Raw genomic sequence first — 12,238 nt, 5'->3', positions numbered from 1 at the left:
CAGCGCATCAACCCGGCAGCTTGGCCTTACGCAGATAGGGCAACACAGTCTCAAACGCCCCGAACTTCGCCTTGGCGTCCTCGTCTGACACGGTCGCGGGAATGATCACATCCTCGCCCACCTGCCAATCCGCCGGCGTTGCGACGCCATTCTTGCCGGCAGTCTGCAACCCATCCAGCGCCCGCAGGACCTCGGCAAAGTTGCGGCCCACGTTCATCGGGTAGGTCATGCTCAGCTTCAACTGCTTATCCGGCGAAATGATAAAGACCGAGCGTACAGTGGCACTGTCATTGGGCGTGCGGCCATCAGGCATATAGGCTTCGGCGGGCAGCATATCAAAAGCCTTCGATACCTCGAGCCCTGCGTCAGCGATAATCGGGAAACCGGCCTTCGTCCCCGCAACCTTCTCAATATCGCCCTTCCACTTTTTATGCTCTTCCACCCCGTCAACACTCACGCCGATCACCTTGGTGCCGCGCTTTTCCCACTCATCGGAGAGCCGCGCCACGGCGCCGAATTCGGTCGTGCAAACGGGGGTGAAATCCTTCGGATGCGAGAACAGGATCGCCCAGCTGTCACCGACGAACTCATGCAGCGAAAAACTGCCCTGATCGGTTTCGACGGTAAGGTCGGGAATAGTGTCGTTGATACGCAAGCCCATGATATCCTCCGGGTCAATCTGTGAACAGATAGGCTAGAGGTAATCGCAAACCCCGCCATTTTCACCCCCGATTGCCACAAAGCAAAACTTCACCGCAGCGCCACGGCCCCCTTCTCCTTCATCCTTTCTTAAATACCGATCCCGCCCCCGCCTCACATCGAAAGGCTGGGCACGGAGCGCCCTTCAGAACGGCGCCTTCGCCCGGACCTTGGTCGATGCCCCGCCCTGCGGATGGTTAAACCGCAACTCTTCACTGTGCAGCATCAACCGAGGAAAATCCCGCGCAGGCCCGGTGGCATAGAACGGATCGCCCAGAATAGGATGCCCAAGCGCCAGCATATGCACGCGCAGCTGGTGGCTGCGTCCTGTTTTGGGGAACAGGCGCATGCGCGCGGTCTCGCCATCGGACTTGATCTTTTTCCAGTCGGTCTGCGCGGGCTTGCCGGTCTCATGACACACCATCTGCAGCGGACGATTGGGCCAATCAACGATCAGCGGCAGATCGACCGTGCCGGACTTCTCTTCCGGCACACCCCAGACCCGAGCAACATAGGTTTTTCGCGTCATGCGTTTTTCAAACTGCAGCCCAAGATGGCGCTGTGCATGGGGTGTCATCGCAAAGATCATCACGCCCGAGGTGTCCCGATCCAACCGATGCACCAGCAACGCCTCGGGAAAGACCGCCTGCACCCGCGCGATCAGGCAATCGGCCAGATGCTCGCCTTTGCCGGGCACGCTCAGCAAACCGGAGGGCTTATCGACCAGCAAAACTTCGGCGTCTTCATGCAGAATGACCAGCGGGTCCTGCGGCGGGTTATATTCGCTATCCATGGTTCCCCCTCGCAGATGCCGCCCCGCGGATCAAGCGGCGCGTGGCGGTCAGGCGACCGCAGCGAAACTGTCTTTGAGGATCGCGGCCAATGCATCGGCATCCGCTTGGGTGAATGCATTGGGCTGGTCGCTGTCGATATCAAAGACCCCCAGCAAGTCCCCCGCGCAGTTCCAGACCGGCAGCACCAATTCCGACCGCGTCGACGAGGCGCAGGCGATATGGCCCGGGAAGGCATCGACATCTTCCACCAATTGCACCTCGCCCGTGCGGGCCGCAGCCCCGCAGACCCCGCGCGAAAACGGGATCACCAAACAGCCGTGTCCGCCTTGATAGGGCCCGATCTTAAGCAGCTCAGGCGCGGTGACACGGTAGAACCCGGTCCAGTCGAACCGGTCATCTGCGTGATGTACCTCGCAGGCGATGGTGGCCATCAGCGCCACGGCATCGTCTTCGCCCTCCGTCAGAGCGGCAATGGTTTTCGATAGGGTTTGGTAGTCGACTGTCATGGAAAAACTCATATTGCAGATAGAGAAAGGGAGGCAGCCCGCCCCCTTTGGATACGTCAAAAAGCCGTGGGATCAGGGGCGTTCAATCGCGATGGCCGTGCCTTCGCCGCCGCCGATGCAGATCGCCGCGATACCGCGCTTCAACCCGCGCTTCTCCAGTGCGTTCAACAGGGTCACCATGATCCGCGCGCCTGAGGCACCGATGGGATGGCCAAGCGCACAGGCGCCGCCGTTGACGTTCACGATGTCATGCGACAGGTCCATCTCATGCATGAAGGCCAGCGGCACCACGGCGAAGGCTTCATTGACCTCCCACAGGTCCACGTCTTCTTTTTCCAGCCGATCCGCTCCAGCAGTTTCTGCGCTGCGGGCACGGGTGCGGTGGTGAAAAGCCCCGGCGCTTGGGCGTGGCTGGCATGGCCGACGATCCGAGCGCGGATGGTCTGGCTGCGGGTCTTGGCGGTCTCCTCATCCGCCAGCACCAACGCCGCCGCCCCATCCGAGATCGACGAGGAATTCGCCGCCGTCACCGTACCCCCTCACGGAAGGCTGGTTTTAACTGAGGGATCTTCTCAGGCCGGGCGCTGGCAGGCTGCTCATCCGCGCCGACCGTGGTGCTGCCCTTGCGCGATGTCACCTCAACCGGGGCGATTTCATCGGCAAAGGCACCGCCCTCTTGGGCCTCAATCGCCCGCGACAGCGACGCGAGTGCATAGTTGTCTTGGGTCTCACGGGTAAACTGAAACCGCTCGGCGCAATCTTCGGCAAAGGTGCCCATCAGACGGCCTTTGTCATAGGCGTCTTCCAAGCCATCAAGGAACATATGGTCGATCACCTGCCCATGGCCCAACCGCGCCCCGCCGCGCATTTTCGGCAGCACATAGGGCGCGTTGGTCATGCTCTCCATGCCGCCCGCGACCATCACATCGGTATGGCCAAGCGCGATTTGGTCAAAGGCCATCATCGCCGCTTTCATGCCAGAGCCGCACATTTTATTGAGCGTGGTGGCGGGCACACCTTCCCCCAGCCCCGCCTTGAACCCGGCCTGACGCGCGGGCGCTTGGCCCTGCCCTGCGGGCAAAACACAGCCCATCAGCAGCTCCTGCACTTCGGCGGGGTCCGTCGTCCCCAACGCCGCCTTGATCGCACTGCCGCCCAATTCCGCGGCTGTCAGCCCTTGGAAAGCCCCTTGAAAACCGCCCATCGGGGTTCTGGCTGCACCGGTTATCACGACATTGCGCATCACGTTCTCCTAGAGTTGCACCGCACACCAGTTGGTAAGGTTTTACGGTTAATCACGTCTCGAACTTCAAAGTCTCGAGGCATGTTTATGGAAGTTTCCGCCAAAACAGAAGACCGCTTTTGCGTGGTCAGCGTGCTGCACGAACGGATCGACGCCGCCGCCGCGCTGGAGTTCAAGGACGCGGTGCGCCGCGCCACCACCCAAGCGCCATCGGTGGTGATCCTTGACCTGCACCGGGTCAACTTCATCGATTCCAGCGGGCTGGGCGCGATTGTGGCGGCGATGAAACATTTGGCACCGCAGCGGGCCTTGGTGCTGGCCGGGCTAACTCCGGCGGTGGAAAAGGTCTTTACCCTTACCCGGATGGACACGGTCTTTGGCATTTTTCACACGCTGGACGCCGCCCTCATCGCGCACCGGGGATAGCGCCATGCGGCAACCCGCCGCGCGCTCTGCGCTTTGCCCGTTTGAGATCACCGTTCACAGCGGCCCCCACGCCGCGCGGGAGGCTCTGACGCTTCTGCTGGACGGTCTCACTTGCCTCGCGCTTGAGGCCGAAGAGGTCTGCGTGGTGCGATTGGTCGTCGCCGAAATGCTCAACAATATCGTCGAACATGCCTATTCGGATGCCGACCTTCCCGGCCCCATCCACATTGCCTGCCATCATGCGCCCGATGGCCTGCACCTTGCCGTGTCGGACGAGGGACTGCCGATGCCCGATTTGCAAGCGCCCTTGGGCCTGCCGCAAGAGATCGACCGCCCGGTCTGCGATCTTCCCGAAGGGGGTTTTGGCTGGTTTCTGATCCGCGATCTAGCAAAAGACCTGAGCTATCGCCGTCTGGCCCAAGAAAACCGGATCGACCTGCGGCTCCCGGTCGGGTTGCCGCCGCGTTAACCCCTGCGGCAGTGCGGCAGGCAGATTTCGCAAAACGGCCCCGCTGGGATCACAATTGCGCCTTGGTTGTAGGGCAAAAGAGTGCCTGTAGCTGCAAATAGCTTCCCTCGGCACCGTGTTTAATAGCCCCCACCCAGTACGCGGTGCCGAGGATCTTTCCCCGCATTGGCAGAACCGAAATGACCGTCTAGGGTCACGCTGATATATCAGCGAGGGACAGCACATGCGCGATTTTCACTTTCCCGGCCGGTCACCGGTCTTGGCCACCAATGGCATCTGCGCCACGTCGCACCCGCTCGCCGCGCGGGCGGCGATCGATATCCTTGCGCGCGGGGGCAACGCCATGGACGCGGCCATTGCCGGGGCGGTCCTGCTGGGCATTTGCGAGCCGCAGATGACCGGGATCGGCGGCGATTGCTTCGTGCTCTACTCTCCGGCGGGGAGCGAAGAAGTCCATGCGCTAAACGGCTCAGGCCGCGCACCCGCAGCGCTGGACGCCGCCAAGCTGCGCGACAAGGGCGAGAAGACGGTGCCGCTGCGCTCAGCCGATGCGGTGACCATTCCCACCGCCATAGATGCCTTTTGCCACCTGTCCGACAGCCTCGGCAAGCTGGGGCTGGACGCGTTGCTGGCCCCCGCGATCCACTATGCCGACGCCGGGGTGCCCGTCGCCCCGCGCGTGGCTTTTGATTGGGCCACGGACGGCGGCACCCTTCAGGGGCGCGCGCGGGACCACTTCCTCATCAACGGCAAAACGCCCCGCGTCGGTGACCTTTTCCGCGCACCGGGACAGGCTGAAGTGCTGCGCCGCGTGGCCGCGAAAGGGCGCGATGCCTTCTACACCGGAGAGATCGCCGAGGACATGATCGCCACCCTGCAAGCCGCAGGTGGCAGCCATAGCGCCGAGGATTTCGCCAGCGCCCGCGCCGAGGTCTCGACGCCCGTGTCGGGCCACTACAAAGACCTCGAAGTGGTCGAACATCCGCCCAACGGCCAAGGGGCGACCGCCCTGCTGCTGATGAATATCCTAGATCACTTCGACATCGCCGGAATGGACCCACTGGGAGCCGAGCGGCTGCATATTGAGGCCGAGGCCACCAAACTGGCCTATGACGCGCGCAACCGGTTTCTGGCGGACCCGGATCACACCACGCGGTTGGAGCATATGTTGGCGCCAGAAACCGCCCGCGCCCTTGCAGCGCTGATCGATCCCAAACGCGCCATGGCCGCCGCCGCGCCGATCAGCGAGGCGGTGCACAAAGACACGATCTATATCACCGTAGTGGATGGTGACGGGATGTCGGTCTCGCTGATCTATTCGATCTTCCATGGCTTCGGCTCTGGCATCGCGTCGGATAAGTTCGGCATCCTGCTGCAAAACCGTGGCGCGGGCTTCACGCTGGAACAAGGCCACCCGAATGAGCTGAAAGGCGGCAAACGCCCGATGCATACGATCATCCCCGGCATGATCCGCGAAAACGGTCGCGTGATCATGCCCTTTGGCGTGATGGGCGGGGCGTATCAACCCTGCGGCCATGCGCGCTTTGCGTCGAACCTCACAGATTTCGGCATGGATGTACAAAGCGCCATCGACGCGCCGCGGGCCTTTGCAGATGGGCAGGTGATGAAGGTCGAGCGTGGTTTTGGCGACGATGTCCGCCAGACGCTTAGCGATATGGGGCATAAGGTCGAGATACCTGCCACTGCTATCGGCGGCGCGCAGGCGATCCGCGTGCGCGAAGACGGTGTGCTCGAAGGGGCCAGTGATCCGCGCAAGGATGGCTGTGCTTTGGGCTACTGATAGAGCAATGTTCTGGCGGGCAATGGGCCGCCGGGCTTAGTTCAGCTGGAAATGCAACGGATAAGCACCGTCGGTGAAGGGGCCAAACAGATCGGGGATGTCGGGGTGGTCCACCGGCTCGCCCGAATAGTCCGCCACGAGGTTCTGCTCAGACACATAGGCCACATAGTAGCTTTGGTCGTTCTCAGCCAAGAGATGATAGAACGGCTGATCTTTTACCGGACGGTTCTCTTCGGGGATCGCCTCATACCATTCTTCGGTATTTGCGAATTCCGGGTCGACGTCAAAAATCACACCCCGAAAGGGATGCTTCTTGTGACGGACGATTTGCCCGAGGTGATATTTTGCGCGCGTACGTATCATAACATGCTGCCCCTACCCCTCGACGGTAGCCCTTTCAAGGGGCTTTTGTCCAATCAAGGCGGCCCCGCGCGGGGAAACAGACTGTGAACGCAGCACCGACAGTGGGTTTCCGGCAGCACTCCGGGCGGGCGATCAACAGGTTTGTCGGGATTTCGCGGAATACCGCCTGCGCAGGGCTGCGCGGTCAGCGCAATATCGCGCAACGCGGCGCGTAATTTCCCAATTTAGTGATGTGATGAAGGGGGTGAATCGGTTAAAGTCCTTTGAAAAAACGTCCCCTAACAAAAAACGAGAGGCGAGAGGCAGATGAGCAAGCATTTTTGCGCAATGATGATCGTACTGCTGGTGGCATCCTGCGGCGGCGGGCCTCAAACGGCCCCGCGTGATCTGGATAACGCCTGCACGATCCTGAAAGAGCACCCCGACTATCTGAGGGCATTCCGCGCGACCGAGCGCAAATGGGGTGTACCGATCCACGTGCAGATGGCCACCATCCATCAAGAAAGCAAATTCGTGGCTGACGCGCGGACGCCGTTCAAATACGTGCTGGGCGTGATCCCGATGGGCCGCCAGTCCAGCGCCTTTGGCTATTCACAGGCCTTGGACGCGACATGGGATGAATATCTGGAATCCGAAGGCCGCTGGCGTGCGAAACGCGATGAGATCCGCGACGCGAGCGATTTCATGGGTTGGTACATGAACCTGACGCGCGACCGGAACGGCGTGTCTCTGCATGACGCCCGCAACCAATACCTCGCCTATCACGAGGGGCACACGGGTTTTTCCCGGCAGAGCTACAACAGCAAGGCTTGGCTGGTCGGGGTCGCGGGCAAGGTCGATTCCCGCGCCAAACTGTATGAAAGACAGATCGCCGGCTGCCGTTTGGGCCGCTGGTAAAAACGATCTAATCCAATGCAAAACGCCCCGGCTGGATCAGCCGGGGCTTTTTTGTTCAGCAGGGCCGCTTAGCGTTTGCTGCCTGCCCGTGCGCCTGCGGTGTCAAACAGGCTGTTGGAGATATTGCCCCCCACCTGCATGTCACCCAGCACAACGGTCGTGGCACTGCCATTGCCGTCGTTGATGATCCACTGACGCAGCTGCACCGGGTTGCCGGTGAACTTCATCTGGATGTTGCCATATTGCGGGTTGGCGGGGTCTTGGGCCGTGACCGTGGTGGCGGTGCCGTCATAGCTGTGACCGGTCACCATTTTGGCGCGGCCCAGATTGACGTTTTCCGCCAAGATGATCGACAGCGGGGTGCGCGCCAACGGGTAAGTCTCTGCCGGTTGGTTGGATTTCTTGTCATAGATCACAACCGTATTGGCACCCGCGACGACCAGACCGGAATCAGGGGCGTTATATTCGAAACGTACCTTACCGGGGCGTTTGATATAGATCGTGCCCGTGCTGATCGACCCATCATCGTTGATCTGGGTGAAGTCGCCCTTGGCGGTGCGAAGCTGGTTCAGATAGCCCGAGATCTCGTTCAGCGACAGTTGCTGTGCCGCCGCCGCGAGGGGGCCGATACGGCCAGACCAACCGCCAGAATAGCAGAAGTAAGTTTACGCATGTTGTTCGTCCTGTGTTGCCTCACGTTCTGACATAGGGCGGGTGGGCGTGATATTCGATATCAGGGGGCGGTTTTTCGCTATCGCGGCCTCTGCCCCATAAAAAAACACCGCCGGGAGGGAGGCCCGGCGGTGTTTTCTTTATGACCGCCCCCGAGAGGGGAGGGGGCGCGTAGCCTATGCCTGTTCCGGCACCAGAATCTCGCGCTTGCCAACATGGTTGGCCGGAGACACGAGCCCCTCTTCCTCCATCTGCTCCACCAAACGCGCGGCCTTGTTATAGCCGATCGCCAGTTTGCGCTGGATGTAAGAAGTCGAGCATTTGCGGTCTTTGATGACCACCTGAACGGCGGTGTCATAAAGCGCGTCTTCACCATCGGTATTGCCGCCAAGGCCCAGCACCGCGTCGATGTTGCTTTCTTTATCCTCGGACGGCCCTTCAACCACGCCACCGACATAGTCGGGCTCACCGAATTGCTTGAGGTGGTTGACGATCTCTTCGACCTCTTCGTCGCTGACGAAGGGGCCGTGGCAACGGGTGATCTTGGCCCCGCCGGCCATATAGAGCATGTCGCCCATGCCCAGCAGCTGCTCGGCACCCATTTCACCCAAGATCGTGCGACTGTCGATTTTCGAGGTCACTTGGAAGGAAATCCGCGTGGGGAAGTTTGCCTTGATCGTGCCGGTGATAACATCGACCGAGGGGCGCTGCGTCGCCATGATCAGGTGGATACCCGATGCCCGCGCCATCTGCGCCAGACGCTGAATGCAGGCTTCGATTTCCTTGCCCGCGACCATCATCAGGTCGGCCATCTCGTCTACGATAACGACGATATAGGGCAGCGCCTCGGGGGTATTTTCCTCGGTCTCAAAGATCGGCTCGCCGGTATCTTCGTCAAAGCCGGTTTGCACAGTGCGAGAGAACATCTCGCCCTTGGCCAGCGCTTCGCGGACGCGACCGTTGTAGCCTTCGATGTTCCGCACGCCCATTTTGGACATCTTGCGATAGCGCTCTTCCATCTCTCCGACGGTCCATTTCAGCGCGACAACGGCCTTTTTCGGGTCGGTCACAACGGGGGACAGCAGGTGAGGGATGCCGTCATAGACCGACAGTTCCAGCATCTTGGGGTCGATCATGATCATCCGGCATTCCTGCGGCGTCAGCTTGTACAGCAGCGACAGGATCATCGTGTTGATCGCCACCGATTTACCCGAACCGGTGGTCCCCGCGATCAACAGGTGCGGCATTTTCGCAAGGTTGGCGACAACCGGATCACCGCCAATGTCCTTACCAAGCGCCAGCGGCAGGCGCTGGTTGCCGTCGCCGAAATCACGACTCGACAGGATTTCGCGCAGGATCACCTTCTCGCGGTGTTCATTCGGCAGTTCGATCCCGATCACGCTGCGGCCCGGTACGGTCGAGACACGCGCCGACAGCGCGGCCATGGAGCGCGCGATGTCATCCGCAAGACCGATGACGCGGCTGGCCTTGAGACCCGGCGCAGGCTCAAGCTCATACATGGTGACGACGGGGCCGGGGCGCACGGCGACGATCTCGCCCTTGACGCCATAATCATCCAGAACGGTTTCCAGCATGCGCGCGTTTTCTTCCAGCGCCTCATCGCTCAGGTGCAAACGCTGCACGCCTTCGGGGCTTTCCAAAAGGCTGAGCGGCGGCAATTCGAAACCGGGGTGCGTGTCGTCAAAGGTCAGGGTGGGCTGCGCCTCGACCTGCGCCTGTTTCGAGGGTTGGACGGCCTTGCGGGTCGGCTGCTGCACCACTTTGCGCGGCTCGGCCACGGGGATTTTCATCGTTTCGGGTGCAGGCGCTTGCTGCAAAGGTAGGGTTTCAGAGGCCACTGTATCCTCGTAGCCCTGAACCATCGACTCTTGCATCACCCGCTCTTCGTGCATCGGTGCCGGTGTGGGCTCAGGCTGAACCTGCGGCCTACGCAGCAGCGGCTCGGGGCGCAAGGTCGCGGCGCCGGCGGTCAAAGGCGGCTCGGCGCGCAGGGTGGCGGGCTGGCTGGTGTTCAGCAACAGCGGGTCCGGTCCACGGCCCCGGCCTTTGGTCAGCGGGGCGGTTGTGGGCGTGTGGATCGCATTGGCATTGCGGACGCGGTTCTTGATGACATCGGCGATCTTGCTCTTGATGCGCTCCTCGCCCGGTGTCTCATCCACGATGGCGTCGCTGTAGGTCTCGATCAGTTCCGGCTCGGGCATATCGTCCGCTTCGGGGCGTTTGATAAGACCGGGCATGCGGCCAAACAGGCTGCGCGGCTCTGCTTCCGGCTCGGCCATGGGGGCTTGCTGCGCGTAGTAATCCTGACTTGCGTCCTGTGCGGCCCAAGTCTCGGCTTCCTCAGCCTCCTGACGGCGACGCTCGCGGCGTTCGGCCTGACGGGCCGACAGGTTCTGCGCGGCCACAACGGCACCGCTGGCGCCACGGCCCAGAAGGGTCATCAACCCGGCATAGGCCATGATCAGACCGACCAGCAGGAACCGCGCGATGCGCAACAACTCAGCCTTGGTGAAACCCAGTACAAAGGCACCAAGAGCCACGATTGCCACGCCCATCAAAAGCGACATCAGCTTGACCGTCAGGGTCGAGCCGATGGGCAGGATCGTCAGCAGCGCGCCCATGACGGTATCGCCAAAAAGCCCGCCCAGACCGAAGCTATGGGTCAGCAGCCATTCCTGACCGGGGGCCAGCGTCGCGGCATAGATGGCCCCAAGCGCCACGGCGATAGGGGCAAAGATCAGACGCCCGAGGGCGCGGTCATCGCCCTGATGCAGCGCGAAACGCCCGCCCCAGAACAGCAGGACAATGGCAATGCCCCAAGCGCCCCAGCCAACGATCATGAACAACGGTGCAGCGATGGAGGCACCGATCCGGCCCATCCAGTTCTGCACCGGCGCATCCGTCGAGACCATCCAGTTGGGATCGTCGGGCGTATAGCTGCCGATCATCATGGCGGCCATAATGCCCAGCATGATCAGCGCCAGCCCCAGCAGTTCACGACCGCGCTTTTCGATTGCCTCGGCCATGTTGCTGTCTAGCAATGGATCGCGTCCCCGTGTCTGATATGCCATGTCGTCCCTCGCTTATGTCGAATACAGACAGTCGCGGATCGCTTCCAACCCGCGCGTCGTTTCGTCTTTTGGGGCCACCAAGGCGACCCGAATGTAATTCTGACCGGGATTAACCCCGTCTACGTTCTGCGCCAGATAGCTGCCGGGCAGCACCCGCACGCCTGTCTCGCGCCACAGTTTCAGCGCTGCGGCCTCGTCATCCTCGACCGGGAGCCACAAGAAGAACCCCGCCTCGGGGCTCGCATAGCCCGGCACATTGCCAAAGATCCGGTCGGCGATGGCGTATTTCTCTTGGTAGAGCGCGCGGTTCTCTTCCACATGCGCCTCATCCGCCCAAACAGCGGCAGCGGCCTGTTGCAAGGGCAGCGGCAATGGCGCGCCCGCGTAGTTGCGCAGCTGCTTGATCTCGCGCATCGTCTCTGCCCCGCTGGCGGCAAAGCCCGAACGCAGCCCCGGCAGGTTGGAGCGTTTCGACAGCGAGTGAAAGATCACCACCCGGTTGCGGTCGGTGCCGAGTTCCTTAACCACCTCCAGCGCGCCGGTGGGGGGCGTGTCGCGGTAGATCTCGGAATAGCATTCATCGGCGAAGATCAGGAAATCATATTTCTCGGCCAGCGCGATCAGTTCGGCCCAATAATCGCGCGAGGCGACAACGCCCTGCGGGTTGGCGGGCGAGCAAAGATAGGCCGCCGTGGTGCGGCGCAGCACCTCTTCGGGCAGGCTGGCGAAATCGGGCAGATGGCCCGTCTCCGCCGTGGCGGGCACCATGATGGGCTCTGCTTCTCCGGAAATCGCGCCGATCATATAAACTTGGTAGAACGGGTTCGGCATCAGGATGGCCGATTTCTCCCCATTCTTCGTCGCGGGGCAAAGCGCTATGACGGCATTGTATAGCCCCTCGCGCGTGCCGTTCAGCGCCATCACTTCATTGTCGGGGTCCATCTCAACACCATAGCGCCGCGCGATCCATGCGGCGATGGCCGCGCGCAATTCGGGCGAGCCGTCGTTTGGCGGGTATCTGTTGAAACCTTCGGCGTGTTTCGTGATCTCATCCGTGACCCAAGCCGGGAAAGCATGTTTCGGCTCGCCAATGGTCATATGGATAGGCGTACCGCCGCCCTCATGCCCATCAAGCAAGGCACGCAGGCGCGGCCACACGTGGGCCGGAAGGTTCGAAAACCGCTCGGAATACATCATCAAAACTGCCTCGGATCGGGATCATTTGCGCCCCGTTTGCCCCAAGGTACCCAAGGCCGCCTCTCCCGTCCAGAAAAAC

General features: G+C 61.6%; 11 protein-coding genes and 1 pseudogene. 4 read left to right on the top strand and 8 right to left on the bottom strand.

Annotated elements, in window-relative coordinates; genetic code table 11:
• Positions 1-7 precede the first annotated feature (7 nt).
• From ACFQAU_RS09525 to ACFQAU_RS09510, 4 genes and pseudogenes are all read right to left on the bottom strand, one after another.
• Positions 8-661: a peroxiredoxin gene (locus ACFQAU_RS09525; RefSeq protein WP_067937672.1), complete on the bottom strand. Its 654-nt coding sequence runs from the start codon at positions 659-661 to the stop codon at positions 8-10.
• A 183-nt stretch (positions 662-844) separates the two neighbouring features.
• On the bottom strand, positions 845-1,492 hold the full coding sequence (locus ACFQAU_RS09520; RefSeq protein ID WP_120350023.1) for a pseudouridine synthase: 648 nt from the start codon (positions 1,490-1,492) through the stop codon (positions 845-847).
• Positions 1,493-1,540: 48 nt separating this feature from the next.
• Positions 1,541-1,999, bottom strand: a complete 459-nt coding sequence (locus ACFQAU_RS09515) for a GAF domain-containing protein (RefSeq protein WP_132444130.1) — start codon at positions 1,997-1,999, stop codon at positions 1,541-1,543.
• A gap of 72 nt (positions 2,000-2,071) precedes the next feature.
• Positions 2,072-3,242 (bottom strand): annotated as a pseudogene (locus tag ACFQAU_RS09510) (thiolase family protein).
• Between the two features lie 87 nt (positions 3,243-3,329).
• Here ACFQAU_RS09510 and ACFQAU_RS09505 point away from each other — a divergent pair.
• The 3 genes from ACFQAU_RS09505 (at position 3,330) to ACFQAU_RS09495 (ending at position 5,938) form a co-directional block, all read left to right on the top strand.
• Positions 3,330-3,668, top strand: a complete 339-nt coding sequence (locus tag ACFQAU_RS09505; protein ID WP_132444187.1) for an STAS domain-containing protein — start codon at positions 3,330-3,332, stop codon at positions 3,666-3,668.
• Between the two features lie 4 nt (positions 3,669-3,672).
• Positions 3,673-4,137: an ATP-binding protein gene (locus ACFQAU_RS09500; protein ID WP_067631267.1), complete on the top strand. Its 465-nt coding sequence runs from the start codon at positions 3,673-3,675 to the stop codon at positions 4,135-4,137.
• Between the two features lie 223 nt (positions 4,138-4,360).
• Positions 4,361-5,938 (top strand): gamma-glutamyltransferase family protein, encoded by a 1,578-nt coding sequence (locus ACFQAU_RS09495; RefSeq protein ID WP_132444128.1) that lies wholly within the window; start codon positions 4,361-4,363, stop codon positions 5,936-5,938.
• A gap of 36 nt (positions 5,939-5,974) precedes the next feature.
• On the opposite strand, the gene hspQ is transcribed toward ACFQAU_RS09495, so the two are convergent.
• Positions 5,975-6,301, bottom strand: a complete 327-nt coding sequence (gene hspQ, locus ACFQAU_RS09490) for a heat shock protein HspQ (RefSeq protein WP_132444127.1) — start codon at positions 6,299-6,301, stop codon at positions 5,975-5,977.
• Between the two features lie 306 nt (positions 6,302-6,607).
• Here hspQ and ACFQAU_RS09485 point away from each other — a divergent pair, with 306 nt between their 5' ends.
• A complete protein-coding gene (locus ACFQAU_RS09485) occupies positions 6,608-7,198 on the top strand; it encodes a transglycosylase SLT domain-containing protein (protein WP_067631275.1) in 591 nt (196 codons plus the stop codon).
• Positions 7,199-7,266: 68 nt separating this feature from the next.
• On the opposite strand, the gene ACFQAU_RS09480 is transcribed toward ACFQAU_RS09485, so the two are convergent.
• From ACFQAU_RS09480 to ACFQAU_RS09470, 3 genes are all read right to left on the bottom strand, one after another.
• On the bottom strand, positions 7,267-7,713 hold the full coding sequence (locus ACFQAU_RS09480; RefSeq protein WP_386283860.1) for a LolA family protein: 447 nt from the start codon (positions 7,711-7,713) through the stop codon (positions 7,267-7,269).
• 333 nt (positions 7,714-8,046) lie between these two features.
• A complete protein-coding gene (locus ACFQAU_RS09475; RefSeq protein ID WP_132444125.1) occupies positions 8,047-10,962 on the bottom strand; it encodes a DNA translocase FtsK in 2,916 nt (971 codons plus the stop codon).
• A gap of 12 nt (positions 10,963-10,974) precedes the next feature.
• On the bottom strand, positions 10,975-12,159 hold the full coding sequence (locus ACFQAU_RS09470; protein WP_132444124.1) for an aminotransferase class I/II-fold pyridoxal phosphate-dependent enzyme: 1,185 nt from the start codon (positions 12,157-12,159) through the stop codon (positions 10,975-10,977).
• Between the last annotated feature and the right edge of the window lie 79 nt (positions 12,160-12,238).

Source organism: Sulfitobacter profundi, assembly GCF_042661425.1.
Taxonomy (GTDB): Bacteria; Pseudomonadota; Alphaproteobacteria; order Rhodobacterales; family Rhodobacteraceae; genus Sulfitobacter; species Sulfitobacter profundi.
The sequence above is the reverse complement of the archived record's forward strand: the minus strand, read 5'-3'. Positions and strand labels throughout refer to the sequence as shown.